Here is a 25,485-nt window from a genome sequence, read left to right on the forward strand (position 1 = left end):
CGCTTCATGCCCTCTCGGACGCCCTGGGGGCGTCGGCATAGACGTTGATCTTGTGGTCGAGGACCGCGAGGGTGTCCTGGAGCTCGGTGATCCGCTGGAGCACGTCGCGCCGGGTGGACTCCAGCAGGTCCCGGCGGTCGGGGAAGGTGTGGTCCCCCAGCCGCACCAGCTCGGCGTAGCGGACCATGTCCGCGACCGGCATCCCGGTCAGCCGCAGCTTGCCGACGAAGGCCAGCCAGTCCAGGTCGCGGCTGGTGAAGCGGCGCTGCCCGGTGTGGGAGCGGTCGACGTGCGGCATCAGCCCGATGCGCTCGTACCAGCGCAGGGTGTGCGCGCTCAGCCCGGTGAAGGCCGCCACCTCGCTGATCGTGTAGCGGTCCCGGCCGGCCGGGAGGGGCTGCGGCGCCTCGTCGGCGCAGTTGCGTACGCTGCCGGGCTTGTTCTTGGCCACCTGCGTCACGGTCATGGGTTCCACGCTAAAACCCTGGAGTGCACTCCAGGCAAGGCCATTCGTTAGGCTCACCGTCATGCGGAGCCTGAGCAGCCTGAGCGCGATAGAGAACTGGCCTGTCCCGACGGCCGCGGCGGCGGTCGTCCGCCACGACGGCACGCTCCTGGGAGCGTACGGCGACACCGGGCGGCGCTTCCCGCTGGCCTCGGTGACCAAGCCGCTGTCCGCCTACGCGGCGCTGGTCGCGGTCGAGGAGGGCGCGGTGGAGCTGGACGAGCCGGCCGGCCCCGAGGGCTCGACCGTACGGCATCTGCTCGCGCACACTTCCGGTCTCGCCTTCGACGAGCACCGCGTGATGGCCGCCCCCGGCACCCGGCGGATCTACTCCAACGCGGGCTTCGAGGCGCTGGCCGACCACATTGCCAAGGCCGCCGACATCCCCTTCGCCGAGTACCTGCGGCTGGCCGTGCTGGAGCCGCTCGGCATGCACGCCACCGACTGCCCGGGCTCGGCGGGCGCGGGCGCGATCTCGACCGTGGACGACCTGGTGCGCTTCGCCGCCGAGGTGCAGGCGCCGCGGCTGCTGGCCGCGGAGACGGTGGCGGCGGCCACCTCGGTGGCCTTCCCCGGGCTCAGGGGCGTGCTGCCCGGCTACGGCGGCCAGAACCCCAACGACTGGGGCCTGGGCTTCGAGATCCGGGACCACAAGTCCCCCCACTGGACCGGCGCTTCCTCCTCGCCGCGCACCTTCGGGCACTTCGGGCAGTCCGGCACGTTCCTGTGGGTCGACCCGGAGGCCGGCGCGGCCTGCGTGGTGCTGACGGACCGTGACTTCGGCGAGTGGGCCCTGCCGTTGTGGCCCGCGCTCACGGACGCGGTGCTGTCGGAAGTCTGACGCGGCCGGCGCTTCGCCACCGAGGTGCGGGCGCCGCGGAGCCGGCTTCCCCCGGGCCACGAGAACGGGCGTCTCCCCGGCTCCGTCGCGTGGGCATCGCCGCTCCGGCCCGCACTCACGGACGCGGTGCTGTCGGAAGCGTGACGAGCGTCAGCGGGATCGGTGGAGGCGGCCACCCGGCCACGGGCGTTGACCAGTGCGGCCGGAGCGGGCAGCCGCCGCAGCAGCGGCAGCACAGCGGCCTCGAAGTGCCGCAGGTGGACATCGGCCGCGGCCGCACCGAGGAAGCGCCCGCCGTGCCGCACCGGCCCGCTCACGGACGCGGTGCTCGCGAAAGCGTCACGAGCGTCAGCGGGATCGGCCCGCAGGAACGCCCGCTGAAGCTCCGCAGGAGCGAGCCCGCCAGATGCCGCGGATCGGTGGAGGCCGCCACCCGGCCACGGGCGTTGACCAATGCGGCCGGAGCGGGCAGCCGCCGCAGCAGCGGCAGCACAGCGGCCTCGAAGTGCCGCAGGTAGACGTCGGCGGCGGCCACGCCGAGGAAGCGCCCGCGGTACCGGACCGGCACCGACAGCGTGAGGCTGTACTCGTCGGAGCACAGGTAGTCGACGTAGGGCCCGGCGACCGCGCGCTCGCCGGTGGCGCGGGGCAGCGCGAACCAGTCCCAGTGCGTGTAGTCGGAGTAGGCCGAGGTCGCCGGGTCGAGGTCCAGCAGCAGCGGACGCAACTCCCCGTCGCGGTGGGTCTGCCACCACTCCAGCCAGGCCGGTACGTCGCCGAGCAGCCCGGGTTCGGCGATGAAGCCGATGCCGGAGATCAAGTCGCCCTGGCCGCGCAGCCGGTCGTGCAGCAGCGGCCGCAGCGCGGCGAGGTCGGCGGTGGTCGGCGCGCGGCCGGCGGCGCGCACCGCGGCGACGGCGGTGGTGCGTTCGGCGACCTGGGTGACGGCGGCGAAGACGTCCTCGAGCGCGGCGCGGACCCGGTCCACGACACCGGCGGCGACGGACTCGACGACGGTTGATGAGCTCATGACCACGGCGAATGCCTCCGGTGCGGGAGGACGGGAGGTACGGGGCGCCCGGGTCAGCCGGCGGCGGCCAGTCGCAGTCCGATCAGGCGCTCCATCGCGTCCTGCACCCGCCGTTCGGCCAGGGACCTGGCCCGTTCCGCGTCGCCTTCGCGCACGGCGCCGATCAGCGCGCGGTGCAGCGCGACGGCCGCCGCGCGGGCGTCGTCCTCCCCGAGTGCGAGACAGATTAGCGCTCCGATCTCCGCCTGGATACGGATCTCCTCCTTGGTGAGACGGGCCGACTGGGAGGCGGCGGCGAGTTCCACATGGAGCCGGCCGTAGACCCGGCCGCGGGCGGTGAGTTCGTCGGCGGCCTCGAACTCCTCCAGGGAGCGCTGGAGGGGGGCGAGGTCGTCCGGCCCGGTGCGCTCGGCGGCCAGCCGGGCGGCGGATCCGGCGACGGCGGCCCAGTGGTCGGCGAGGTCGCGCAGTTCCTCGGTGCTCCAGTCGGCGAGCCGGTGGGCGAGCCGGACGTCCCGGGGCCGGCCGGGGGCGGTGACGAAGCTGCCGCCGCCGCGGCCGCGGCGGGTGGTGACCAGCCCCTGCTGCCGCAGGGCCATGAGCGCCTCGCGCAGGGTCACCGTGGACACGCCCAGCCGGGTGGCCAGTTCGCTCTCGCCGGGCAGTTGCTCCCCGTCGGCCAGCAGGCCCAGCTCGATGGCGTCCGCCAGCCGCCGTACGACCGCGTCCACCCGGGCGAGGTTGCCGACGGGTGCGAAGACGGCGTGCAGCGCGCCATTCGAAAGTTTGCTCACCCGGTCACCTTCTCACTTGGCGAAAGTTTTACCCCGGCCAGGCCTTGTCCTCTGAAATATAACTTCATAGGTTTTCGATCAACGCCCGCGCGAACAGAAAGGTTCCCCGCCCATGGAGGGAACGGACAGCGGAACGGCCGGGGGGACGGCCGACGGATCGCCCGCCGGGACACCTGCCGTGCGCCTGCGGGGCCTCGACAAGTCGTTCGGACCGGTGCACGCGGTCGACACGATCGACCTGGAGATCGGCGACGGCGAGTTCTTCTCGATGCTGGGCCCCTCGGGCTCCGGCAAGACCACCGTGCTGCGCATGGTCGCGGGCTTCGAGACGCCCACCGCAGGCACCGTCGAACTCGCCGGCCGGGACGTCACCCGCCTCGCCCCCTTCGAGCGGGACGTCAACACCGTCTTCCAGGACTACGCCCTCTTCCCGCACATGACGGTCGAGCAGAACGTCGCCTACGGGCTGAAGGTCCGCAAGGTGCCCCGGGCCGAGCGCGCCGAGCGCGTCCGCGCCGCCCTCGCCTCGGTCCGGCTGGCGGACTTCGGCGGGCGCCGCCCCGACCGGCTCTCCGGCGGTCAGCGGCAGCGCGTCGCACTGGCCCGCGCCCTGGTCAACCGCCCGAAGGTGCTGCTGCTGGACGAGCCGCTGGGGGCGCTCGACCTCACCCTGCGCGAGCAGATGCAGGTCGAACTCAAGGCGCTCCAGCGCGAGGTCGGCATCACCTTCGTCCTCGTCACCCACGACCAGGAGGAGGCGCTGGCCCTCAGCGACCGGATCGCCGTCTTCAGCAACGGCCGGATCGAGCAGGTCGGCACCCCCGCCGAGGTGTACGAGCGGCCCGCCACCCCCTTCGTCGCCGGCTTCGTCGGCACGTCCAACCTGCTCACCGACGAGAGCGGGACGTACAGCGTCCGGCCCGAGAAGATCCGGCTGCTCGGCCCCGGGGAGAAGGCGCCCGCCGGGGACGGCACGGGCGACGACGCGCTGCGCACCGTCTCCGGCACCGTCGCCGAGGTCGTCTACCTCGGCGACGCCACCCGGTTCCTGGTCGACCTGGACGACGGCGGCCGGGTGACCGCCCTCCAGCAGAACCGGGAGACCTCCTCGGCGGACGTCGCCGCGTACCGGGGCACCCGCGTCCGCCTCCAGTGGCACCGCCGCCACCACGTCACCGTCCAGCCCGCAGCACCGGAAACGGAGTCCACGTGCGTCTGACCCGTACCCTCGCCGCCTGCACCGTCCTGGCCCTGGCCACCGCCTGCGGCGGGTCCTCCTCCGACAAGGGCTCCGGCTCCGGGAGCGGTTTCACCCCGCCGAAACTCAGCGCGCAGAAGACCCTCGGCAAGACCGAGGGCGCGGTCAACCTGATCGCCTGGGCCGGATACGCCGAGGACGGCTCCAACGACAAGTCCGTCGACTGGGTCACGCCCTTCGAGAAGGAGACCGGCTGCCAGGTCAACACCAAGGTGGCCGGCACCTCCGACGAGATGGTCAGCCTGATGAAGACCGGCCAGTACGACGCCGTCTCCGCCTCCGGCGACGCCTCGCTGCGCCTGATCGCCTCCGGCGACGCCGCCCCGGTCAACACCGCCCTGGTGCCCAACTACAAGGACATCTTCCCGAGTCTGAAGATGCAGAAGTGGAACTCGGTGGGCGGTGTCGCCTACGGCATCCCGCACGGCCGCGGCGCCAACCTGCTGATGTACCGCACCGACAAGGTCTCCCCCGCGCCCACCTCCTGGTCCGCGGTGTTCGACAAGTCCGCCCCGTACAAGGGCCATGTCACCGCCTACGACTCGGCGATCTACCTCGCGGACGCCGCGCTGTACCTGATGAAGACGAAGCCGGAGCTGGGCATCAAGGACCCGTACGCCCTGGACCAGAAGCAGTTCGACGCCTCGGTGGCACTGCTGAAGGAGCAGAACGCCAACATCGGCGAGTACTGGAGCGACTACCTCAAGGAGATCTCCGCGTTCAAGAGCGGCGACTCCGTCATCGGCACCAGCTGGCAGGTCATCGCCAACCTCGCGGAGGCCGAGAAGGCCAAGGTCGCCGCCGTCCTGCCGAGCGAGGGCGCGACCGGCTGGTCCGACACCTGGATGATCTCCGCGAAGGCCCAGCACCCCAACTGCGCCTACAAATGGCTGGACTGGATCGTCTCGCCCAAGGTCAACGCCCAGGTCGCCGAGTGGTTCGGCGAGGCCCCGTCGAACGCCAAGTCCTGCGCGCTGACCGCCGACAAGAACCACTGCACCGTCTTCCACGCCGCCGACGAGCCGTACTGGAAGCAGGTCCACTTCTGGAACACCCCGATCCCGCAGTGCCTCGACGGCCGCACCGACGTGACATGCGTCCCCTACGCCAAGTGGGTCCAGGCCTGGACCGAGATCAAGGGCTGAGCCGTCGGTGACCACCACGATCCCCACGTCCGGCACGCCCGGGCGGCGGCTGGCAGGCTTCCTGCACCGCCGCCCGCGGCTGCGGCTGTCCCTGCTGCTGTCCGCCCCGCTGCTGTGGCTCGTCCTCGCCTACCTGGGCTCGCTGGCCGCGCTGTTCCTCTCCGCCTTCTGGACCACCGACCCCTTCACCTCGGACGTGGTGAAGGTCTGGAGCACCGACAACTTCCACGCCCTGTGGACGACCCCGGTCTACCGGGACGTCGCGCTGCGCAGCCTCGGTGTGGCGGTCGCGGTGACCGCCATCGACATCGTCGTCGCCTTCCCGATCGCGTTCTACACCGCGCGGGTGGCCGCCCCGAAGTACCGCCACCTGCTGGTCGTCGCCGTCCTCACCCCGCTGTGGGCCAGCTACCTGGTCAAGGCGTACGCCTGGCGGATCATGCTCTCCGAGAACGGGCCGCTGGACTGGGTGCTGAAGCCGCTGGGCCTCAGCGGCCCCGGCTACGGCCTGCCCGCGGCCGTCATGGTGCTGGCCTACCTGTGGCTGCCGTACATGATCCTGCCGATCCACGCGGGCCTCGAACAGCTGCCGGCCGGCCTGCTGGACGCCTCCGCCGACCTGGGCGCGCGCACCTGGCGCACCTTCAGGTCCGTGGTGCTGCCGATGGTGCTGCCCTCGGTCGCGGCGGGCTCGGTCTTCACCTTCTCGCTCAGCCTCGGCGACTACATCGCGGTGCAGATCGTCGGCGGCAAGACCCAGCTCATCGGCAACGTCGTCTACTCCAACATCACGCTCGACCTGCCGCTGGCCGCCGCGCTCGGCACGGTGCCGGTCGCGATCATCGTCGTCTACCTGCTGGCCGTGCGACGCACCGGCGCGCTCCAGAGTCTGTGAGGGCCGTACGCCATGCACCTGTCCCGACCCGCCCGGATCGCGCTGCGCGCCGCGGCCGCGCTCGGCTTCGCCGTCATCTACGTACCGCTGCTGCTGGTCCTGCTGAACTCCTTCAACGCCGACCGCGGCTTCGGCTGGCCGCCCTCCGGGCTCACCCTGCGCTGGTGGGGCGACGCCTGGCAGAGCGACGGTGCCCGCGCGGCGCTGTGGACCTCGGTGAAGGCCGGGCTCGGGGCGACTGCGGTGTCGCTGGTGCTGGGCACCCTGGTCGCGCTCGCCGTCCAGCGCCACCGGTTCTTCGGCCGTGAGGCGCTGTCCTTCGTGGTGGTCCTGCCGATCGCCCTGCCCGGCATCATCACCGGCATCGCGCTGAACACGGCGTTCCGCACGGTGCTGGAACCGCTCGGCGTGGGGCTCGGGCTGTTCACCGTCGTCGTGGGCCACGCCACCTTCTGCGTCGTGGTGGTCTTCAACAACGTCCTGGCCCGGCTGCGGCGCACCTCCGGCTCGTACGAGGAGGCGGCCATGGACCTGGGCGCCGACACCTTCCAGGTCTTCCGCGACATCACCTTCCCGCTGATCCGCTCGGCGCTGCTGGCGGGCGGGCTGCTGGCCTTCGCGCTCTCCTTCGACGAGATCGTGGTCACCACCTTCACCGCCGGGCCCGGCATCCAGACGCTGCCGGTGTGGATCTTCAGCAATATGGCCAGGCCCCAGCAGGCGCCCGTGGTCAACGTGGTCGCCGCGGTGCTGATCGTGCTGTCGGTGGTCCCGATCTACCTCGCCCAGCGGCTGTCCGCGGACACCGCCGGACACGCGGCAGGCGGCCGGATCTGACGCGCGGACGCGCGCAGAAGAGGGGTCCGTGCCATCCTTCCGCCCGGATAAGGCAGGCTTGTACCGTGCCAGAACCCGCGCAGAACGCATTCGACCCCGCCCGCGACCACTCCCACATCGCCACCCTGCGACGGCTGGAGAAGTCCGCGGGGCGCCTGGCGGCGGCAGCGATCGCTCGGATGGACGCGCAGCTGCCCTGGTACCGGGCCATGCCGCCGGAGAACCGCTCGTGGATCGGGCTCGTCGCGCAGGCGGGCATCGCGGCGTTCACCGAATGGTTCCGGCACCCGGAGACGCCGCAGGCGATCAGCACCGACGTCTTCGGCACCGCGCCGCGGGAGCTGACCCGGGCGATCTCGTTGCGCCAGACGGTGGAGATGGTGCGCACCACCATCGAGGTGATGGAGGCGGCCATCGACGAGGTCGCCGCCCCCGGCGACGAGTCGGTGCTGCGCGAGGCGCTGCTGGTGTACGCGCGGGAGATCGCCTTCGCAACGGCCCAGGTGTACGCCCAGGCCGCCGAGGCGCGCGGCGCCTGGGACGCCCGGCTGGAGTCCCTGGTGGTCAACGCGGTGCTGTCCGGGGAGGCCGACGAGGGCGTGCTGTCCCGGGCGGCGGCGCTGGGCTGGAGCTCGCCGGACAAGATCGTGGTCGTGCTGGGCACGGCACCCAACGGCGACAGCGAACTGACCGTGGAGGCGATCCGCCGGGCCGCGCGCCACGCCAAGCTCCAGGTGCTGACCGGTGTGCTGGGCGACCGGCTGATCGTGGTCGCGGGCGGCGACGACGAGCCGCTGCGCGTCGCCAAGGCGCTGATCGGCCCCTTCGCGGCGGGCCCGGTGGTGGCCGGACCGGTCGTCGGCGACCTGCTGTCGGCGTCCCGTTCCGCGCAGGCCGCGGCCGCCGGCCTGCGGGCCTGCGCCGCCTGGCCGGACGCCCCGCGCCCCGTGCAGGCGGACGATCTGCTGCCGGAGCGGGCGATGGCGGGGGACCGCTACGCCCGCGATCAGCTGGTGGAGGAGATCTACAGACCGCTGGAGGAAGCCGGTTCGGCGTTGCTGGAAACGCTCTCGGTCTACCTCGAGCAGGCCTCGTCGCTCGAAGGCGCGGCCCGTATGTTGTTCGTTCACCCCAACACCGTCCGGTACCGGCTCCGACGTGTGACGGACGTCACCGGCTGGTCCCCCTCGGATGTACGATCCGCATTCACCCTTCGCATCGCACTCATCCTGGGCCGGCTCTCCGACTCCGGACAGACACCGTAGGTGTACGCAGGGCATTTGTGGGACACCAACAAATCGCCCGTCGGTTCTTGGTCCCTGTCCCCACGGGCGGGGACGACCTCGCTCAAGAGAGAGTTGAAAGCGTGCTCGTACTCGTCGCTCCCGGCCAGGGTGCCCAGGCCCCCGGCTTCCTCGCCCCATGGCTCGATCTGCCCGGCGTCTCCGACCGCCTCGCGGAACTGTCCGCGACCGCCGGACTCGACCTCGCCCACTACGGCACCAAGGCCGAAGCGGAGGAGATCCGCGACACGGCCGTCGCCCAGCCGCTGCTGGTCGCCGCCGGCCTGGTCGCGGCGGAGCGGCTGCTGCCCGGCGCCGGCGCGCCGCACACGGTGGCCGGCCACAGCGTCGGTGAGATCACCGCCGCGGCGATCGGCGGGGTGCTGAGCGCCGACGCGGCGATGGCGTTCGTCCGCACCCGCAGCACGGCGATGGCCGCGGCCGCCGCCGTCACCGAGACCGGCATGTCGGCGGTGCTCGGCGGGGACCCGGACACGGTCGTGGCGCACCTGGAGAACCTCGGGCTCACCGCGGCGAACATCAACGGGGCCGGCCAGATCGTCGCAGCCGGCACGGCCGCACAGCTGGCCGCGCTGACCGCGGACAAGCCGGAGAAGGCGCGGGTCATCCCGCTGAAGGTCGCGGGTGCCTTCCACACCCACCACATGGCCCCGGCCGTGGCCACCCTGGACGCGCTGGCGGGCACGCTGGAGGTCTCCGACCCGGTACTGCCGTACGTGTCCAACACCGACGGCAAGGTCGTCGCCGGCGGCGCCGAGATCGTCGCGCGGCTGGTGTCGCAGGTCTCCAACCCCGTGCGGTGGGATCTGTGCATGGACACCTTCAAGGAACTCGGCGTCACCGCCATCATCGAGCTGGTGCCGGGTGGCACTCTGGTGGGCCTGGCCAAGCGCGCGCTGCCCGGCGTCGCGACCCTGGCCCTCAAGACCCCCGACGACCTCGAGGCCGCCCGCGCGATCGTCGCCGAGCACGGCACCCAGGAATAGGAGTCCTCGCAGACATGACCGCGAAGATCAGGCCCGCCAAGGGCTCCCCGTACGCACGGATCATGGGTGTCGGCGGCTACCGGCCGACCCGCGTGGTGCCCAACGAGGTCATCCTGGAGCACATCGACTCCAGCGACGAGTGGATCCGCTCCCGCTCCGGCATCGCCTCCCGGCACTGGGCCGGCCCCGACGAGACGGTCTCCGAGATGTCCGTGATCGCGGCGGGCAAGGCCATCGCGGACGCGGGGATCTCGGCCGAGGACATCGGCGGCGTCATCGTCGCGACGGTCTCCCACTTCAAGCAGACCCCGGCGGTCGCGACCGAGATCGCGCACCGGATCGGCGCCGTCAAGCCGGCCGCCTTCGACATCTCCGCGGGCTGCGCGGGCTTCACGTACGCCGTGACGCTCGCCAAGGGCATGGTCACCGAGGGCAGTGCCAAGCACGTCCTGGTGATCGGCGTCGAGCGGCTGAGCGACCTGACCGACAAGTCCGACCGGGCCACCGCCTTCCTGTTCGGCGACGGCGCCGGCGCGGTCGTGATCGGCCCCGCCGACGAGCCGGAGATCGGCCCGACCGTGTGGGGTTCTGAGGGTGACAAGTCCAACACCATCACCCAGACCGTCGCATGGGACCGCTTCCGAGCGGGTGATGTCTCGGGGCCTCCGGTGGACGCCGACGGACAGGTGAAGTTCCCCGCCATCACCCAGGAGGGCCAGACGGTCTTCCGGTGGGCGGTCTTCGAGATGGCCAAGGTCGCCCAGGAGGCGCTGGACGCCGCCGGGATCACCGCGGACGACCTCGATGTCTTCATTCCGCACCAGGCCAACATGCGGATCATCGACTCGATGATCAAGGCGCTCAAGCTCCCCGAGCACGTCGCCGTGGCCCGCGACATCGAGACCACCGGCAACACCTCCGCCGCGTCGATCCCGCTCGCGATGGAGCGCCTGCTGGCGACCGGACAGGCCAAGAGCGGCGACACGGCCCTGATCATCGGTTTCGGGGCGGGTCTCGTGTACGCCGCCACGGTCGTTACCCTCCCCTAGTCAACACCCCACGCGGCGCCGCACTCCCGCCCGCCGCAGCCCGTAGTAACAGCACCGAAGAAGGAGAGCGCCGCAATGGCCGCCACCCAGGAAGAGATCGTCGAGGGTCTCGCCGAGATCGTGAACGAGATCGCCGGCATCCCCACCGAGGACGTCCAGCTGGACAAGTCCTTCACCGACGACCTGGACGTCGACTCGCTGTCCATGGTCGAGGTCGTCGTCGCCGCCGAGGAGCGCTTCGAGGTCAAGATCCCGGACGACGACGTCAAGCAGCTCAAGACCGTCGGCGACGCCGTCGACTACATCCTCAAGGCTCAGGCCTGATCCAGGCCGGCCCCGGACGACGTGTCTGTCGCCCGCCCTTCTAGACGTGGAGAGACAATCCCTGTGAGCCCGACCAATCACACCGTGGTCGTCACCGGTATCGGCGCAACCACTCCGCTGGGCGGGGACAGCGCGTCGAGCTGGGAGGGGCTGCTCGCCGGCCGTTCCGGCGTCACCGCCCTGACCCAGGACTGGGCGGCCGACCTGCCCGTGCGCATCGCGGCGCAGATCGCCGTGGAGCCGCTGGAGGTTCTGCCCCGCCCGGTCGCACGCAAGCTCGACCGTTCTGCCCAGTTCGCTCTGATCGCCACCCGTGAGGCATGGGCCGACGCGGGCTTCACCGCCAAGGCCGGCGAGGACAGCTCGGTCGACCCCGACCGCCTGGGCGCGGTGATCGCCTCCGGCATCGGCGGCGTCACCACCCTGCTCGACCAGTACGACAACCTGCTGGCGTCCGGCCCGCGCAAGGTGTCCCCGCACACCGTGCCGATGCTGATGCCCAACAGCCCCTCCGCCAACGTCGGCCTGGAGGTCAACGCCCGGGCCGGTGTGCACACCCCGGTCAGCGCCTGCGCCTCGGGCGCGGAGGCCGTCGGCTACGCGTACGAGATGATCCGCTCCGGCCGTGCCGACGTGGTCGTCGCCGGCGGCACCGAGGCGGCCATCCACCCGCTGCCGATCGCCGCCTTCGCCAACATGATGGCGATGTCCAAAAACAACGAGGACCCGCAGGGCGCCTCCCGCCCGTACGACAAGGCCCGCAACGGCTTCGTCCTCGGCGAGGGCGCCGGCGTCGTCATCCTGGAGTCGGCCGAGCACGCCGCCAAGCGCGGCGCCAAGGTCTACGCCGAGGTGCTGGGCCAGGGCCTGTCGGCCGACGCCCACCACATCGCGCAGCCGGAGCCCACCGGCCGCGGCATCGCCGCCGCGCTGGAGCAGCTGCTGACCGCGACGGGCATCGACCCGGCGCAGATCCACCACCTCAACGCGCACGCCACGTCCACCCCGCAGGGTGACGTCGCGGAGATCAAGGCGCTGCGCAAGGTCCTCGGCGACCACCTCGACCACGTGGCCATCTCGGCCACGAAGTCGATGACCGGTCACCTCCTGGGCGGCGCGGGCGGCATCGAGACGGTCGCGACCGTCCAGGCCCTGTACCACCGCACCGCCCCGCCGACGATCAACCTCACCGACCTCGACGACGAGATCGACCCGGGTCTGGTCTCCGGTGAGCCGCGCAAGCTGCCGGACGGTCGGATCGTGGCCGTCAACAACTCCTTCGGCTTCGGCGGCCACAACGTCGTCCTGGCCCTGCGCACCGTCTGACAGCAGGGCCGACCGGCCGCGGACCCCGAGGGCCGGCCCACTGCTCACGCGGTGGGCCGGCCCTCTGCGTTGCGGGCGGGCGCCCGGTCAGGGGCAGCTGACGACCTGTCCGGCCCAGGACAGCCCGCCGCCGAAACCGAGCAGCAGCACGGGGGCGCCCGGCGCCAGTTCACCGCGCTCGACGAGCTTGGAGAAGGCCAGGGGGACGGAGGCGGCGGAGGTGTTGCCGGAGTCGACGACGTCCTTGGCCACGACGGCTTCCGTGGCGCCGAGCTGACGGACCACCGACTCGATGATGCGCAGGTTGGCCTGGTGCGTCACGATGCCGCCGAGGTCGGCCACGGCGACGCCCGCGCGGCGGCAGGCCTCCTCCGCGATCGGGGCGAGGGTCGTGGTGGCCCAGCGGAAGACCGCCTGCCCGTCCTGGGCGAAGCGCGGCTGCCAGGCGCCCGTGAGCCGCACGGCGTCCGCCCGGGTGGGGTCGGAGCCCCAGACCACGGGGCCGACGCCCTGGAGCCCGCCAGGGCCCTCCGTGCCGCCGTCCGGCACCGCGCTGAGGACGGCCGCCCCGGCACCGTCGCCGAGCAGCACGCAGGTGCTGCGGTCGGTCCAGTCGGTGAGGTCGGACATCTTCTCGGCGCCGATGACGAGGGCGTGCCGCGCGGCCCCGGCGCGCACGGAGTGGTCGGCGGCGGCCAGCGCGGTGGTGAAGCCCGCGCAGGCGTTGTTGAGGTCGTAGGACGCGGGCGCGGCCGCCCCGAGCCGGGCGGCGACCTGGGCCGCGGTGCTCGGGGAGCGGTCGATGGCGCTGGAGGTGGCCACGACGACCAGGTCGATGTCGGCGGGCGCCAGGCCCGCGGAGGCCAGGGCCTTGCCGGCGGCGGCCGTCGCCATGTCGGCGACCGATTCGTCGTCGGCGGCGATGCGGCGGGTGGCGATGCCGGTGCGCTGCCGGATCCAGGCGTCGCTGGTGTCGACCATGGCGGCCAAGTCGTCGTTGGTGAGGACGCGTTCGGGCTGGTGGTGGCCGAGGGCGACGATACGGGTCGAGGTCATGCCGGAACTATAGCGACCGACCGATCGGACTCTAAAGAGGGGCGGCTCGCTACGATGGCCCCATGAGCCCACGCAAGTCCGCCACCGAGGCCCGCCACACCCGCGAGCGGATCATCGAACGCAGCGTCGCGGTCGCCTCCGTGGAGGGCCTGGAGGGCCTGACCATCGGCCGGCTCGCCACCGACCTCGGGATGAGCAAGTCCGGGCTGCTGGGCCACTTCGGCACCAAGGAGGCGCTGCAGATCGCCGCGCTGCGCCGGGCGTCGGAGATCTTCACCCGCGCCGTGTGGCTGCCGGCCGCGGGCAACCCGCCCGGCCTGGCCCGGCTGACGGCCATCTGCGAGGCCTGGGTGACCTACCTCGACCGCGAGCGGGAGGCCTTCCCCGGCGGCTGCCTGTTCACCGCCTCCGCCGTGGAGTTCGACGGGCGCGAGGGGCCGGTGCGGGACGCCGTGGCACGGCTGTACACCGTGTGGAAGCGGCGCCTGGTGCGGGATCTGCGGGCCGCCGTCGAACAGGGCGAACTGCCCCCGGACACCGATCCCGACCAGATCGTGTTCGAGCTCAACGGCGTCTACTTCGCGCTCAATCACGCCGTCCAGCTCTTCGGCGACCGGAGCGCCCCCGACCGCGCCCGGCGTGCGCTGCGCCGCGTCCTGCGCTGACGAATCAGCCCTTCGGGGGGATTGGCCCGGATTGCCGGATGGGCGGCCCTGCCGCCGCACAACATCTGGGACATGACCATATGGCTGAGGGGGGCCGGCCTCACGGCGGCCGCCGTGCTGGTGGTACTGGGTCCGGGGGGTCCCGGGGGCGGAGCGGGAACCGCCCGTGCCGACGAGCGCCCCGGCGTCCCGGGACCGCCGGTCGTGCGGTTCCTGCCGGACGGCACCGTACGGGTGGAGACGGGCGGCGGCGCCGTCCGCGTGGAGACGAAACCGGACGGCGGGGCGGGAGGGGTGCCGCGGACCCGTGTCCGCATCCGGCACGGCGGTGACACCGTGGAGGCCCAGACCGGCCCCGGCGGCTCGTCGGCCCGCGTACGGCGCGAGCACTGCCCCCGCTACCAGGCCTCCGTGGACGCCTCCACGGACTCCTCGGGAGCCCGCGGCTCGGTGTCCTGGCGGCATCCGTGCGGACCGGCCCCACGCCCGAAACCCGCCCCCGCGCCCGCGCCCGTACGGCAGCGGCCCGCCCCCGCGCCGACCCCGGCGCCCACCCCCACACCGACGCCGACACCCACGCCCACCCCGACACCGACCCCGACGCCGACACCCAGCCGCCGGGTCGAACTGCCGCCGGTCGCCTACCACAAGGTGACCGCGCTCCCACCGCCCGAGGGGCCGAGCCTCGTCCATCTGATGCTGCTGATCACCGCTCCCGCGGTGCTGTCGGCCGCCGCGCTCAAACCCCGTTCCCAAGCTCGTTCCCGGAGGTGACGCATGTCGGACTGGATTGTCCTGGCCATCGGAATGGCCGCGAGCTGCGTGGTCGTGCTGAGCATCGTGGCGATCAACAACCGCCGGCTGAGCGAGGACGACGACCCCAGCGAGACCCCGGACGTCATCGAGTACATGACGATGATGATCGGCGTGGTCTACGCGATCGTCCTGGGACTGGCCATCGCCGGCGTCTGGGAGGGGCGCGGCGCCGCCGAGGACGCCGCGCGCCGTGAGGCCCAGGCGCTGCACGAGGTCCAGGAGCGGGTCCAGGTGTACCCGGCCGCCGTCCGCGACCGGGTGCGCGAGGACATCGACACCTACGTGTCGTACGTCGTGGACAAAGAGATCCCGTACATGGTCAAGAACGGCGACAACACCCAGCGCGGCAGCGAACTGCTGGGCGTGGTGCGCCGCGACGTGACCGCGTTCGAGCCGCGCACCCCGCTGGCCAACCAGGCCTACCAGCCCGTCGTCGACCAGGTGGCCGCGGCCGACGACGCGCGCAACGCGCGCGCCGACAGCTCCTCGCCCACCATGCCGGGCGTGGTCTGGTTCGGGCTGATCGTGGGCGGCCTGGTCGCGGTGGGACTGATCTTCACCCTGCAGATCCGGCGCTCCCGCCGGGAGTTGCTCCTGGCCGGGCTCTACAGCGCCCTGATCGCCTTCCTCCTCTTCCTGATCTGGGACTTCAACGCCCCCTACGGACGGGACCCCGCCGAGGCGGCGGCGTCCTTCGCCGCGCTCTTCCCGCACGTGGGATAGCCGCGGGGCGGCCGGGCGGCCGTTCGGGCGATGCCGCCGGATGAGCCCGCCCGGCCACCGCCGGGTGCCCCCACCGCCGACGGGCAGGGCCCGCGGCACCCCCGGCCACCGCCGGGGGTGCCGCCCGGCCCGGTGCATCGCACGGCGGACAGCCGTCCCGCGGTCGGCGCGGCCGGACCACCCGGACGATGCGGCGGCTCTCCCGGCCGACGGCCGGGGAAGTGCCGTGCCTGAGGGCACCTTCCTGCGGAGCCGGGGGGCCCGCTTCGCGTCCCGGCCGTCGCCGAAGCCCGCGGGATACGACCCCTCCCCCCGGCCGAAGGCCAGCGAAGTGCCGTGCCCGGGGCCACCTTCCGGCGGAACCGGGGAGCCCCCTTCGCGCCCCCGCCGTCGCCGGAACTCGCGGGATACGACCACTCCCCCGGGCCGAAGGCCGGCCGAGTGCCGCGCCTGTGAGCACCCTCCGGCGGAACCGGGGAGCCCCCTTCGCGCCCCGGCCGTCCCCGCAGCCCGCGGGATACGACCCCTCCCCCCGGCCGAAGGCCTGCCAAGTGCCGTGACCGCAGGCACCTTCCGGCGGAGCCGGGGGCGGACGACGGCCCGGCCGCCTAGGCCTGCTTCGCGTCCCGGCCGTCGCCGAAGCTCGCGAACCAGGTGGCCGCCATGTCCTCCTCGCCGTGGCCCTGGGCCGCCGCCCGCCGGAAGCGCTCCGCGCCGGCCGCGGCCACGTCGAGGCGGACCCCGGCGGCCTCACCGGCCGCCACGACCAGCCGCGCGTCCTTCTCCGCGGTCTGCAGCGCGAAGCTGGGCGCGAAGTCGCCGCGCAGGATGGCATCGGCCTTCCCCCGCAGGTAGCCCATGTCGAGGCCGCCGCCGGCCACCGCGTCCAGGAAGGCGCGGGGGTCCACCCCGAGTCCCTCGGCCAGCGCCAGGGCCTCCGCGGTGCCGTGGGTGACGGTGAGCACCCAGCTGTTGACCACGAGCTTGAGCCGGCTGGCGGCGCCCTCCGCGGCGTCCTCGCCCACCCACTGGGTGCGCCTGCCGATGGCCCCGTAGACCGGCTCCAGGGCCTGCCGCACCTCCTGCGGCCCCGCCGCGAGCACCAGCAGCTCCCCGGCCTCGGCCGGCTGCCTGGTGCCGAGGACCGGCGAGTCGACGAAGACGATGCCGTGTGCGGCGGCGAACTCCGCGAACGCGCCGAGCGCTTCGACGCCGGCCGTGGTGGCCTGCGCCCAGACCGCGCCGGGCCGCAGCCCGGGCGCCGCCTGCCGCATGGTCTCCAGCGCGGCCGGGCCGTCGTGGAGGATGGTCAGCACGACGTCGGCGCCCTCCACGGCCTCCGCGGGCGTGGCGGCGACACGGACGCCGTCCTCCGCGAGCGGTTCGGCCTTGCTGCTCGTACGGTTCCACACGCGGACGTCGAGGCCGGCCCTGACGAGGTTGCGGGCCATCGCGGCACCCATGATCCCGGTGCCGAGGACTGCTACTGAGGTGGTGTCGGACATGGGAGCCACCGTACGACGGACCAATCCGAACCGCTCGCGGCGCCGAATGCCGGACGGGAGACTGTGCACGGGGCGACGGCAGGACCGCGGCGGCCGGGCACCGAGCACACGACAGCGGACCGACACAACGACGAAAGCGGGAGATGTGGAGAGGGAACCGGTGCGAATCGGCATGCCCGCGCGCCAGGGGCCGGACCTCACGGAACTGCTGCTCGCGGTCGCGCGCGGCGACCAGGAGGCCTTCGCCGGGCTGTACGACGCCGTGAGCGGACCCGTGCTGGGGCTGGTCCGCGGCGTGCTGCGCGACCCCGCGCAGTCCGAGGAGGTCGCCCAGGAGGTCCTGGTGGAGGTCTGGCGCACGGCGGCCCGCTTCCGCCCCGAGAAAGGCAGTGCGATGACCTGGGTGATGACCCTGGCCCACCGCCGCGCGGTCGACCGCGTCCGGTCGGCGAGCGCCGCCGCCGACCGCGAGCACAAGGCGGCCCTGCTGGACCGCACGCCCGCGTACGACGAGGTGACCGAGCAGGTCGAGGCCCGGCTCGAACGGGAGCAGGTGAGGCGCTGCATGCGCACCCTCACCGAGTTGCAGCACCAGTCGGTGATGCTGGCGTACTACCGGGGCCTGACCTACCGCGAGGTGGCGGAACTGCTGTCGCTGCCCCTGGGGACGGTCAAGACCCGGCTCAGGGACGGCCTCATCCGGCTGCGCGACTGCCTGGGGGTGACCGCATGAGCACCAACGCCGAGCTGCACACCCTCACCGGGGCGTACGCCCTGGACGCCCTGGACCGGCACGAGCGCGCCGAGTTCGAGAGCCACCTGGCGGACTGCGAGCCCTGCGCCCTGGAGGTGCGCGAGCTCACCGCGACCGCCGCCCGGCTCGGGCTCGCCGCGGCCGAACCCGCGCCGCAGCGGATGAAGGACGAGGTGATGCGGCGGATCGCCACCGTCCGGCAGGAGCCGCCGCGGGTGGCCGAGGTCCCCGTCCGGGACCGCCGCCGTGTCCGCCGCGCCCCGCGGACCCCGCTGGTCACCCGATTCGCCCTGGCCGCCTGCCTGGTGGCCGCCGCCGCGCTCGGCGGCGTCGCCGTCCGGCAGCAGCAGCAACTGGGCGACGCCCGCCAGGAGGCCCGGCAGGCGCAGGCCGGCGCCGAGTCCGTCGCCCGGGTCCTCGCCGCGCCGGACGCCGCCGCCACCACCGGGAAGCTCTCCGGCGGCGCGAGCGGCACGGTCGTGGTGTCCCGGAGCCAGGACCGCGCGGTGTTCTTCGCCCAGGGCCTGCCCCAGCTGTCCGGCGGCCGGGTCTACCAACTCTGGTTCTCCGACGCGGGCGGCACCATGCGCTCCGCCGGGCTGGTCCCCCGCTCCGGCCCGGGCGGCAGCGAGGCCGTGCTCCTCGACGGCCCCGTCGGCGGCGCCTCCGGCATGGGCATCACCGTCGAACCGGCGGGCGGCTCCCCGCGCCCCACCACGCAGCCGCTCGCGCTCATGTCCTTCGCGAAGGCCTGACCGGCGGGGTGACGCGCCCGGCGAATGCGGGAGCCGGGCGCGCGGGCGGCCTAGGCTCGGGCGGGACAAGGCAATCAAAGGTACGAGGTGCACGCGTGTCCGTGGCCGTCTGCTTGTTCACCGCGGATCTGCGGGTGCACGACAATCCCGTGCTGCGTGCGGCACTGAACTCGGCCGACGAGGTCGTACCGTTGTTCGTGCTGGACGACGGGGTCGGGGCGGCCGGCTTCGCGGTGCCGAACCGCGCGGCGTTCCTGGCGCAGTGCCTGGCGGACCTGGACGCCCGGCTGCGGGACCGCGGGGGCCGGCTGGTGCTGCGCGCGGGGGACGTGGTCGAGGAGGTGTGCCGGGTCGCGGAGGAGACCGGTGCGCGGCAGGTCCACATCGCGGCCGGGGTGAGCGGCTACGCCGGCCGCCGGGAGACGCGGCTGCGGGAGGCGCTGGAGGGGGCGCGGCGGGAGCTGCGGGTCCATGACGGCGTGCTCACCGTGGTGCCGCCCGGGGCCCTCACCCCGGCGGGCAAGGACCTGTTCGAGGTGTTCACGCCGTACTTCCGGCGCTGGGAGCAGGAGGACGTCCGGGACGTGCTGGGCGCGCCGCGGGTGGTCCGGGTGCCGGAGGGCCCGCGGTCGCTCGCGGTGCCGGACGCGCCGGGCGGGGTCTCGCCGGGCCTGCCCGCCGGGGGCGAGAGCGAGGGCCGCCGGCTCTGGCGGGCCTGGCGCTCGGGCGGCGGCGTGGACACGTACGACGAGCGCCACGACGACCTGGAGGGCGACGGGACCTCGCGGCTCTCGCCGTACCTGCACTTCGGCTGCCTGTCGGCGACGGAACTGGCCGCCGGCGCCCACGGCGGCTTCGTACGCCAGCTGGCCTGGCGGGACTTCCACCACCAGGTGCTCGCCGCCCGCCCGTACGCCGCCCACCGCGACCTGCGCCCGCGTCACGACTCCTGGCAGGGCGACGGCCCGGAGGCCGAGGCCTGGCGGGAGGGCCGCACCGGCTATCCGATCGTGGACGCGGCGATGCGGCAGCTGCGGCACGAGGGGTGGATGCACAACCGGGCGCGGCTGCTGGCCGGCAGCTTCCTGACCAAGACGCTGTACGTGGACTGGCGGGTCGGCGCCGCGCACTTCCTGAGCCTGCTGGTGGACGGCGACATCGCCAACAACCAGCTCAACTGGCAGTGGGTGGCGGGCACCGGCACCGACACCCGCCCCAACCGCGTCCTCAACCCGCTGACCCAGGCGCGCCGTTTCGACCCCGACGGGGCGTACGTCCGCCACTGGCTGCCGGAGCTGGCCGGTGTGGCGGGCGGCGCTGTCCACCGTCCCTGGCTGCTGGACGAGGAGCGGCGCCGCGAGCTGGACTACCCGGCGCCGCTGGTGGACCTGGACGAGGGCGCCGCCCGCTTCCGCGGCGGCCGGGGGAAGAAGCCCGCGGTGCGGGAGGCGTAGTCGTCCCAGCCGGGGCGGCCGGCCATCCGCCGCTCCAGCAGGGCCTTCCCGCTGCCGCGGATCAGCAGCAGGCTCATCACCAGCGGGGAGACCACGGTGGCCGCCGCCGCCTGCCAGGCGTCGCAGGTCAGCGCGAACAGCCCCCACCAGACGAGGAAGTCGCCGAAGTAGTTGGGGTGCCGCGTCCAGCTCCACAGCCCGCGGTCCATGATCTTGCCCCGGTTCGCGGGATCGGCCTTGAAGCGCGCCAGTTGACGGTCGCCGACCGCCTCGAAGAGCAGGCCGACGGCCCACAGCGCGACGCCGACCGCGGCGGCGGGACCGAGCGGGCCGGGGAGGTAGGAGGCCGCCTGCACCGGCAGTGAGACCAGCCAGACCAGGGCGGCCTGGAGCAGGTAGACCATGCGCAGGGCGTACAGGGTGCGGTTGCCGCGCGCCTTGTCCAGCAGGGCCTCGTAGCGCGGGTCCTCGCCGTGCCCCCGGCCCCGCCAGGCGATGTGGGCGGCCAGCCGCAGCCCCCACACCGCCACCATCACCAGCACCAGCGCACGCCGGGCCGGGTCACCGTGCCCGGCCGACATCGCGTACGCGACCGCCCCGACGGCCGCGAAGCCGGCGCCCCAGGCGATGTCGACGTACCGGTGCATGCCGCGGGCCCGGCCGACCGCGAAGGCCACCAGCATCACCGCGAGCGCCGCGCCCGCTGCCGCGAGGGTCACCATCGCCCGTACCAGCCGTCCTGGGTGTCCGGCAGCCCGGTGCCGCCGTCCTCGGTGGGCCGCACGGCGAGGATCTGGTCGACGCCCATGCGCCGTTCGGCGAAGGCCAGCGCGCCGCCGGCCAGGTACAGCCGCCACACGCGGGCGGTCTCCTCCCCCGCCATAGCCGTGAACTCGGGCCAGCGCGCCTCCAGTGTGGCCAGCCAGGCGCGGATCGTGCGCACGTAGTGCTCGCGCAGCGACTCCACGGCGCGCACCTCCAGCCCGGCGTCCTCCAGCAGGGCGACGGTACGGCCGAGGGGGCGCATGTGCATGTCGGGGGCGATGTACGTCTCGATGAACGCGCCACCGCCCGGCGCGACCCGGCCGCGGGACATCTGCTGCACCAGGGCCCGGCCGTGCGGGCGCAGCACGCGGTGCAGGGTGGCGGCGAAGGCGGGGTAGTGCGCGTCGCCGACGTGCTCGCCCATCTCGATCGCGGTGACGGCCTCGTAGCCGCCGCTGCCCTCCAGGTCGCGGTAGTCGCGCAGTTCGACCCGGACGTACTGCTCCAGGCCGCGTTCGCGGATGCGGGCCTGGACGGCGTCGCGCTGCGCGGCGGACAGGGTGACCGCGTGCACCTGGGCGCGGTGGGTCTCGGCGGCGTACAGCGACAGCGCGCCCCAGCCGCAGCCGATGTCGAGCAGCCGCATGCCGGGGCGCAGTCCCAGCTTGCGGCAGATGAGTTCCAGCTTGTCGCGCTGGGCGTCGGCGAGGCCGTACGAGGGGTCGTCGGCGCGGGTCCAGTAGGCGCAGGAGTACGCCATGGAGGGGTCGAGGAGCAGGGCGTAGAACGCGTTGGACAGGTCGTAGTGGTGGCTGATGGCGGCGCGGTCGCGGCCGCGGCTGTGCAAGGTCCCGTTCAGCCGGGCCCGGCCGCGCGGGGCGGGCGGCCGGGGGCCGACCGCGCCGAGCCGCAGTGCAGCGCCGGCCGCCCGCAGGCGGTCGGCGGCGGTCAGCCGGGGCGGGGTGACGCGGCCCTCGCGCACCGCGGCCCAGATCGTGCGCAGGCTCTCGGTGAGGTCGCCGCGCACGTCGAGCTCGCCGGTGATGTAGGCCTCGGCCAGGCCGAGTTCGCCGGGCTCCCAGAGCAGCCGGCGCAGCGCGCGCCGGGAGCGCAGCACCACCATCGGCGCATCGCGGGGCCCCGCGGTGCTGCCGTCCCAGGCCCGCAGCCGGAACGGCAGCGGGCCGCCGGTGAACTGCTCCAGCAGGGGGACGAGGGTGTCCGCGGCACTCTTCACCGGGCGGTCTCCCCTCGGGTGAGCAGCAGTTGGCGCACGTCGAGGTAGCCGGAGCGGAAGCCGGCCTCGGAGTGGCCGAGGTAGAGGGTCCACATCCGGCGGAAGACCTCGTCGAAGCCGAGGGCGGCGACCTCGGCGGCCCGGTCGGTGAAGCGTTCGCGCCACAGCCGCAGCGTCTCGGCGTAGTGCGCGGCGAAGCCCGTGCTCTCCTCGACGCGCAGCGTCGTGTGCGCCGCGAGGGTGCGCTCGATCGCCTCCGGGGAGGGGATCAGGCCGCCGGGGAAGATGTACTTCTGGATCCAGGTATGGGTGTGCCGGGTGGCCCGCATCCGGTCGTCGGCCATGGTGATGGCCTGGAGCGCGATCCGGCCGCCGGGGGCGAGCAGCCGGTCGAGGGCGGTGAAGTAGGCGGGCCAGTACTCGGCGCCGACGGCCTCTATCATCTCGACGCTGACGACGGCGTCGTAACGGCCCGTCACCTGCCGGTAGTCGCGCAGCAGCACCGTGGCACGGCCGGACAGGCCGGCCTCCTCGATGCGCTCGGCGGCCAGCCGGCGCTGCTCCTCGGAGAGGGTGACGGTGACGACCTGGGCGCCGCGCCGGGCGGCGCGCACGGCGAGTTCGCCCCAGCCGGTGCCGATCTCCAGCAGCCGGGTGCCCTCGCCGACCCGCGCGAGGTCCAGCAGGCGGTCGATCTTCCGGCGCTGGGCGTCCGCGAGCGCCTCCGGGCCGGCGGGCAGGCCGGCGAAGACCGCCGAGGAGTAGGTGAGGGTCTCGTCCAGGAAGAGCGCGAACAGCTCGTTGGACAGGTCGTAGTGGGCGTGGATGTTGTCCCTGGCGCCGTCGAGGGTGTTGCGGCGCTCGCGGGGCTCCCGGCGTGCCCACAGGGCGCGCAGCCGCTGCATCGGCCGGGGGACGAGTGCGGTGACGTTGGCGGCCAGCACGGTGAGCACCGCGACGAGGTCGGGCGCGTCCCACTCGCCGGCCATCCAGGACTCGCCGAAGCCGATCAGTCCGCCGGCTCCCACGCGGCGGAAGAAGGCCTCGGGGTCGGCGATCTCGACCACGGGGCCACCGGTGCCGAGCACCGGGCCGCCGGGCCCGAGGCGGCAGTTCAGCGGCAGCCGGGACAGGGCGCGGCGCACGACGGCGCCGGCGACGGCGGCCCGTGCGCGGGAGCACCGCGGTGGTGCGGCGACGTCCGGCCAGCGGCGCGGGTCCACGCCGCCGGAGGAGGCGGGAGCGGGTGCGGGGACGGGGACGGACGTGGTCACTCGAAACCCTCCTGAGGCGGGTGAACGGGGCGCCGCAGCACGGGCAGTCCGCGCAGCAGCAGTCGGATGCCGTGGCGGCGGATGCCGGCCGACACGGCGGCGGTGGACCATGGGTGGCGCAGCGCGGCGCGCAGCAGGAACGGGGCGGTGCCGGGCCGCCGTTCGCCGCGCACCGTGGCGGTGAACGGCCGGGTCCCGGCGCGCTCCAGGTGGACGGTGAGGCGCAGCGCGGCGTCCGGCTCCGGCAGCCGCATGCGGTAGGCGCCGTCGACGGGGAAGAACGGCGAGACGTGGAAGTCCTTGGCCACGCTCGCCGCGCCGGACCCGTCGGTGCGCAGCAGGTAGGCGTGGCGCTCGCCGTAGGTGTTGTGGACCTCGGCGACGACGCAGGCCAGGGCGCCGTCCGGCAGGTGGCACCAGTACAGCGTCAGCGGGTTGAAGACGTACCCGAGGACCCGGGCGTGGGTGAGCATCCGCACCGGGCCGCCCCGCAGGTCCACCCCGCGCGCGGCGAGCCAGGTCTCCAGGGCGGCCCGTACGGTGGGCTGCCGGCCGCCGAAGTGGTCCCGGGCGTCGAAGCGGGCGAAGGGGCGCAGCGGCGCGGGGAGCCGGGGCGGCCGGTCGGGGTCGATCAGCCACAGGTAGGTGCGGTGGGTGAAGGCGTGGCGGACCGGGCGCGTACGGACGTGGGTGATCACGCACTCGTACAGGGCGGGCACGTCCGGCGGGGCCGCGGCGGTCACCATCGCGCCCCCAGCGCGCGGGCGGCCTCGGCGCCGGAGCGGCAGCCGTCCTCGTGGAAGCCCCAGCCGTGGTAGGCCCCGGCGAAGGCGGTGACGGGGGTGTTCAGGGTGGGCAGCAGGCGCTGCGCGGCGACCGACTCCGGGGTGTAGACGGGGTGTTCGTAGACCATGCGGGCCAGCACCCGGCCGGGGTCGACCAGTTCCTCACCGCCGAGGGTGACCAGGAAGCGCTCGGGGCTGTCCAGCCGCTGGAGGCGGTTCATGTCGTAGGTGACCCGTACGCCGCCGGGCGAGGGGGCGCAGGAGGGCATCCGGTAGTTCCACGAGCCGCGGGCCCCGGTGCTGCGCGGCAGCAGCGAGGTGTCGGTGTGCAGCAGCGTGGGGTTGCGGGAGTACGGGATCGCGCCGAGCACCGCGCGCTCCGCCGCCGTGGCGTCGGCCAGCAGGCGCAGCGCCTGGTCGGCGTGGGTGGCGACGACCACCGCGTCGTACTCCTCGCTCTCGCCGTCGTCGGTGACGATCTCGGCGCCGTCGGCGTGCCGGCGCAGGGCGCGTACGGGGGTGGCGGTGCGCAGGGCCGTCAGCCGCTTCGCGATCCGCTCGACGTAGGTGCGCGAGCCGCCGGTGACGGTCTTCCAGGTGGGCGAGCCGGACACCGACAGCATCCCGTGGTGGTCCAGGAACCGGAAGAGGTACGCCGCCGGGTAGTCGGCGGCGGTCCGCGGCGAGCAGGACCAGACGCAGGCCACCAGGGGGGTGGTGAAGTGCGCGACGAAGTACGCCGAGAAGCCCCCCGCGCGCAGGAACTCCCCCAGGGTGGTGGTGTCGTCGCCGCCGTCCCCGGCGAGCAGCCGCCGGGCCCTGCGGTGGAAGCGCGGCACCTCGGCCAGCATCCGCAGGTACTCCGGGCGCAGCCCGTTGCGCGGCTGCGCGAACAGCCCGGCGGGCCCGCGGGCCCCGGCGTACTCCAGGCCGCAGCCCTCGCACCGCACGGACATGCTCATCTCCGACTCCTGTGTGCGGACGCCGAGTTCGGCGAAGATCCGCAACAGGGTGGGGTAGGTGCGCTCGTTGTGCACGATGAAGCCGCTGTCGACGGCCGCCACCCGGCCGTCGGACGAGGGGACGTCGTGGGTGTGGGCGTGCCCGCCCAGCCGGTCGTCCGCTTCGAACAGCGATACGTCGCCGTGCCGTTGCAGTGCGTACGCGGCGGTCAGGCCGGCCACCCCGCTCCCCACGACCGCGATCCGGCGCCCTGTGCCGTTCATGCCGCTCCCTTCGTGCCCCGTCTCTCCCTGATGGTGATTCGTAGGCCTGCGGCCACCGGATTGGCCGATCGGGCAATCCGGTGGGGGCGCGGTTCCGAATCCCGGGCAGGTATCAGGACGGGCGGCGGCGGAGGGAGCGGCGGACAATGACGGAGAGTGCGAGGAGAGGCGATCCG

General features: G+C 73.7%; 26 protein-coding genes. 16 read left to right on the top strand and 10 right to left on the bottom strand.

Annotated features, from left to right (window positions below):
* Positions 1–4: 4 nt before the first annotated feature.
* Positions 5–466 carry a MerR family transcriptional regulator gene (locus tag ACIP9H_RS02910; protein WP_401582510.1) on the bottom strand — a complete coding sequence of 154 codons (462 nt, stop codon included), beginning with the start codon at positions 464–466 and terminating at the stop codon, positions 5–7.
* Between the two features lie 61 nt (positions 467–527).
* Here ACIP9H_RS02910 and ACIP9H_RS02915 point away from each other — a divergent pair, with 61 nt between their 5' ends.
* Positions 528–1,346 (top strand): serine hydrolase domain-containing protein, encoded by an 819-nt coding sequence (locus tag ACIP9H_RS02915; protein ID WP_401582512.1) that lies wholly within the window; start codon positions 528–530, stop codon positions 1,344–1,346.
* Positions 1,347–1,659: 313 nt separating this feature from the next.
* On the opposite strand, the gene ACIP9H_RS02920 is transcribed toward ACIP9H_RS02915, so the two are convergent.
* Positions 1,660–2,376 carry a cache domain-containing protein gene (locus ACIP9H_RS02920; protein WP_401582514.1) on the bottom strand — a complete coding sequence of 239 codons (717 nt, stop codon included), beginning with the start codon at positions 2,374–2,376 and terminating at the stop codon, positions 1,660–1,662.
* Positions 2,377–2,429: 53 nt separating this feature from the next.
* Entirely contained in the window at positions 2,430–3,170 is a 741-nt protein-coding gene (locus tag ACIP9H_RS02925; RefSeq protein ID WP_401582515.1) for a FadR/GntR family transcriptional regulator, read from the bottom strand.
* A 112-nt stretch (positions 3,171–3,282) separates the two neighbouring features.
* On the opposite strand from ACIP9H_RS02925, the gene ACIP9H_RS02930 reads away from it, so the two are divergent.
* From ACIP9H_RS02930 to fabF, 9 genes are all read left to right on the top strand, one after another.
* Positions 3,283–4,389: an ABC transporter ATP-binding protein gene (locus ACIP9H_RS02930; protein ID WP_401957153.1), complete on the top strand. Its 1,107-nt coding sequence runs from the start codon at positions 3,283–3,285 to the stop codon at positions 4,387–4,389.
* The gene (locus ACIP9H_RS02935; RefSeq protein WP_401582519.1) at positions 4,380–5,573 is read left to right on the top strand and encodes an ABC transporter substrate-binding protein; all 1,194 of its coding nucleotides are present in this window, start codon (positions 4,380–4,382) and stop codon (positions 5,571–5,573) included. The genes ACIP9H_RS02930 and ACIP9H_RS02935 overlap by 10 nt, the downstream gene beginning before the upstream one ends.
* Positions 5,574–5,580: 7 nt before the next feature.
* Positions 5,581–6,468 (top strand): ABC transporter permease, encoded by an 888-nt coding sequence (locus ACIP9H_RS02940; RefSeq protein ID WP_401957156.1) that lies wholly within the window; start codon positions 5,581–5,583, stop codon positions 6,466–6,468.
* Positions 6,469–6,480: 12 nt separating this feature from the next.
* On the top strand, positions 6,481–7,305 hold the full coding sequence (locus tag ACIP9H_RS02945) for an ABC transporter permease (RefSeq protein WP_401582523.1): 825 nt from the start codon (positions 6,481–6,483) through the stop codon (positions 7,303–7,305).
* A gap of 65 nt (positions 7,306–7,370) precedes the next feature.
* Positions 7,371–8,570 (top strand): helix-turn-helix domain-containing protein, encoded by a 1,200-nt coding sequence (locus ACIP9H_RS02950; protein WP_360906590.1) that lies wholly within the window; start codon positions 7,371–7,373, stop codon positions 8,568–8,570.
* 101 nt (positions 8,571–8,671) lie between these two features.
* Positions 8,672–9,595 carry an ACP S-malonyltransferase gene (locus ACIP9H_RS02955; RefSeq protein WP_401582525.1) on the top strand — a complete coding sequence of 308 codons (924 nt, stop codon included), beginning with the start codon at positions 8,672–8,674 and terminating at the stop codon, positions 9,593–9,595.
* A 14-nt stretch (positions 9,596–9,609) separates the two neighbouring features.
* Complete coding sequence (locus ACIP9H_RS02960) at positions 9,610–10,644, top strand: ketoacyl-ACP synthase III (protein ID WP_401957160.1); 1,035 nt, start codon at positions 9,610–9,612, stop codon at positions 10,642–10,644.
* Positions 10,645–10,719: 75 nt separating this feature from the next.
* Positions 10,720–10,968 carry an acyl carrier protein gene (locus ACIP9H_RS02965; RefSeq protein WP_319662619.1) on the top strand — a complete coding sequence of 83 codons (249 nt, stop codon included), beginning with the start codon at positions 10,720–10,722 and terminating at the stop codon, positions 10,966–10,968.
* 63 nt (positions 10,969–11,031) lie between these two features.
* Positions 11,032–12,294, top strand: coding sequence for a beta-ketoacyl-ACP synthase II (fabF, locus tag ACIP9H_RS02970; RefSeq protein WP_401957163.1), 1,263 nt, complete (start codon positions 11,032–11,034; stop codon positions 12,292–12,294).
* 87 nt (positions 12,295–12,381) lie between these two features.
* On the opposite strand, the gene ACIP9H_RS02975 is transcribed toward fabF, so the two are convergent.
* Positions 12,382–13,350 (bottom strand): beta-ketoacyl-ACP synthase III, encoded by a 969-nt coding sequence (locus ACIP9H_RS02975; protein ID WP_401957166.1) that lies wholly within the window; start codon positions 13,348–13,350, stop codon positions 12,382–12,384.
* Between the two features lie 62 nt (positions 13,351–13,412).
* Here ACIP9H_RS02975 and ACIP9H_RS02980 point away from each other — a divergent pair, with 62 nt between their 5' ends.
* From ACIP9H_RS02980 to ACIP9H_RS02990, 3 genes are all read left to right on the top strand, one after another.
* Positions 13,413–14,015: a TetR/AcrR family transcriptional regulator gene (locus ACIP9H_RS02980; protein WP_401582530.1), complete on the top strand. Its 603-nt coding sequence runs from the start codon at positions 13,413–13,415 to the stop codon at positions 14,013–14,015.
* A 72-nt stretch (positions 14,016–14,087) separates the two neighbouring features.
* Positions 14,088–14,789: a hypothetical protein gene (locus tag ACIP9H_RS02985; protein ID WP_401582531.1), complete on the top strand. Its 702-nt coding sequence runs from the start codon at positions 14,088–14,090 to the stop codon at positions 14,787–14,789.
* A 3-nt stretch (positions 14,790–14,792) separates the two neighbouring features.
* Positions 14,793–15,554: a hypothetical protein gene (locus ACIP9H_RS02990; RefSeq protein ID WP_401582532.1), complete on the top strand. Its 762-nt coding sequence runs from the start codon at positions 14,793–14,795 to the stop codon at positions 15,552–15,554.
* A 608-nt stretch (positions 15,555–16,162) separates the two neighbouring features.
* On the opposite strand, the gene ACIP9H_RS02995 is transcribed toward ACIP9H_RS02990, so the two are convergent.
* Positions 16,163–17,059, bottom strand: a complete 897-nt coding sequence (locus ACIP9H_RS02995) for an NAD(P)-dependent oxidoreductase (protein ID WP_401582533.1) — start codon at positions 17,057–17,059, stop codon at positions 16,163–16,165.
* A gap of 172 nt (positions 17,060–17,231) precedes the next feature.
* Between ACIP9H_RS02995 and ACIP9H_RS03000 the strand changes: the two genes are divergently transcribed.
* The 3 genes from ACIP9H_RS03000 to ACIP9H_RS03010 all read left to right on the top strand — a co-directional run bounded on the left by ACIP9H_RS03000 (position 17,232) and on the right by ACIP9H_RS03010 (position 20,022).
* Positions 17,232–17,792 (top strand): sigma-70 family RNA polymerase sigma factor, encoded by a 561-nt coding sequence (locus ACIP9H_RS03000; RefSeq protein ID WP_360906609.1) that lies wholly within the window; start codon positions 17,232–17,234, stop codon positions 17,790–17,792.
* A complete protein-coding gene (locus ACIP9H_RS03005) occupies positions 17,789–18,568 on the top strand; it encodes an anti-sigma factor domain-containing protein (protein ID WP_401582535.1) in 780 nt (259 codons plus the stop codon). Before ACIP9H_RS03000 ends, ACIP9H_RS03005 begins: the two co-directional genes overlap by 4 nt.
* A gap of 95 nt (positions 18,569–18,663) precedes the next feature.
* The gene (locus tag ACIP9H_RS03010; RefSeq protein WP_401582536.1) at positions 18,664–20,022 is read left to right on the top strand and encodes a cryptochrome/photolyase family protein; all 1,359 of its coding nucleotides are present in this window, start codon (positions 18,664–18,666) and stop codon (positions 20,020–20,022) included.
* Here ACIP9H_RS03010 and ACIP9H_RS03015 read toward each other — a convergent pair.
* From ACIP9H_RS03015 to ACIP9H_RS03035, 5 genes are read right to left on the bottom strand one after another with little or no spacing between them, the layout of a single operon-like run.
* A complete protein-coding gene (locus ACIP9H_RS03015) occupies positions 19,935–20,744 on the bottom strand; it encodes a DUF1295 domain-containing protein (protein ID WP_401582538.1) in 810 nt (269 codons plus the stop codon). The genes ACIP9H_RS03010 and ACIP9H_RS03015 overlap by 88 nt on opposite strands.
* Entirely contained in the window at positions 20,738–22,024 is a 1,287-nt protein-coding gene (locus tag ACIP9H_RS03020) for a class I SAM-dependent methyltransferase (RefSeq protein WP_401582540.1), read from the bottom strand. The genes ACIP9H_RS03015 and ACIP9H_RS03020 overlap by 7 nt, the downstream gene beginning before the upstream one ends.
* Entirely contained in the window at positions 22,021–23,409 is a 1,389-nt protein-coding gene (locus ACIP9H_RS03025) for a class I SAM-dependent methyltransferase (protein ID WP_401582542.1), read from the bottom strand. Before ACIP9H_RS03025 ends, ACIP9H_RS03020 begins: the two co-directional genes overlap by 4 nt.
* A complete protein-coding gene (locus tag ACIP9H_RS03030; RefSeq protein ID WP_401582543.1) occupies positions 23,295–24,044 on the bottom strand; it encodes a DUF1365 domain-containing protein in 750 nt (249 codons plus the stop codon). The genes ACIP9H_RS03025 and ACIP9H_RS03030 overlap by 115 nt, the downstream gene beginning before the upstream one ends.
* A complete protein-coding gene (locus tag ACIP9H_RS03035; protein ID WP_401582545.1) occupies positions 24,038–25,309 on the bottom strand; it encodes an NAD(P)/FAD-dependent oxidoreductase in 1,272 nt (423 codons plus the stop codon). The genes ACIP9H_RS03030 and ACIP9H_RS03035 overlap by 7 nt, the downstream gene beginning before the upstream one ends.
* Positions 25,310–25,485 lie beyond the last annotated feature (176 nt).

The organism is Streptomyces sp. NPDC088732 (genome assembly GCF_044751205.1).
In the GTDB taxonomy this organism is placed as follows: domain Bacteria; phylum Actinomycetota; class Actinomycetes; order Streptomycetales; family Streptomycetaceae; genus Actinacidiphila.

Bases quoted from the DNA above. Each gene is read 5' to 3' on its own strand.
- ACIP9H_RS02910 (WP_401582510.1), bottom strand. From the start codon at position 466: ATGACCGTGACGCAGGTGGCCAAGAACAAGCCCGGCAGCGTACGCAAC.
- ACIP9H_RS02915 (WP_401582512.1), top strand. From the start codon at position 528: ATGCGGAGCCTGAGCAGCCTGAGCGCGATAGAGAACTGGCCTGTCCCG.
- ACIP9H_RS02920 (WP_401582514.1), bottom strand. From the start codon at position 2,376: ATGAGCTCATCAACCGTCGTCGAGTCCGTCGCCGCCGGTGTCGTGGAC.
- ACIP9H_RS02930 (WP_401957153.1), top strand. From the start codon at position 3,283: ATGGAGGGAACGGACAGCGGAACGGCCGGGGGGACGGCCGACGGATCG.
- ACIP9H_RS02945 (WP_401582523.1), top strand. From the start codon at position 6,481: ATGCACCTGTCCCGACCCGCCCGGATCGCGCTGCGCGCCGCGGCCGCG.
- ACIP9H_RS02960 (WP_401957160.1), top strand. From the start codon at position 9,610: ATGACCGCGAAGATCAGGCCCGCCAAGGGCTCCCCGTACGCACGGATC.
- ACIP9H_RS02965 (WP_319662619.1), top strand. From the start codon at position 10,720: ATGGCCGCCACCCAGGAAGAGATCGTCGAGGGTCTCGCCGAGATCGTG.
- ACIP9H_RS02975 (WP_401957166.1), bottom strand. From the start codon at position 13,350: ATGACCTCGACCCGTATCGTCGCCCTCGGCCACCACCAGCCCGAACGC.
- ACIP9H_RS02980 (WP_401582530.1), top strand. From the start codon at position 13,413: ATGAGCCCACGCAAGTCCGCCACCGAGGCCCGCCACACCCGCGAGCGG.
- ACIP9H_RS02985 (WP_401582531.1), top strand. From the start codon at position 14,088: ATGACCATATGGCTGAGGGGGGCCGGCCTCACGGCGGCCGCCGTGCTG.
- ACIP9H_RS02990 (WP_401582532.1), top strand. From the start codon at position 14,793: ATGTCGGACTGGATTGTCCTGGCCATCGGAATGGCCGCGAGCTGCGTG.
- ACIP9H_RS02995 (WP_401582533.1), bottom strand. From the start codon at position 17,059: ATGTCCGACACCACCTCAGTAGCAGTCCTCGGCACCGGGATCATGGGT.
- ACIP9H_RS03000 (WP_360906609.1), top strand. From the start codon at position 17,232: ATGCCCGCGCGCCAGGGGCCGGACCTCACGGAACTGCTGCTCGCGGTC.
- ACIP9H_RS03005 (WP_401582535.1), top strand. From the start codon at position 17,789: ATGAGCACCAACGCCGAGCTGCACACCCTCACCGGGGCGTACGCCCTG.
- ACIP9H_RS03015 (WP_401582538.1), bottom strand. From the start codon at position 20,744: ATGGTGACCCTCGCGGCAGCGGGCGCGGCGCTCGCGGTGATGCTGGTG.
- ACIP9H_RS03025 (WP_401582542.1), bottom strand. From the start codon at position 23,409: ATGGTCCACCGCCGCCGTGTCGGCCGGCATCCGCCGCCACGGCATCCG.
- ACIP9H_RS03030 (WP_401582543.1), bottom strand. From the start codon at position 24,044: ATGGTGACCGCCGCGGCCCCGCCGGACGTGCCCGCCCTGTACGAGTGC.
- ACIP9H_RS03035 (WP_401582545.1), bottom strand. From the start codon at position 25,309: ATGAACGGCACAGGGCGCCGGATCGCGGTCGTGGGGAGCGGGGTGGCC.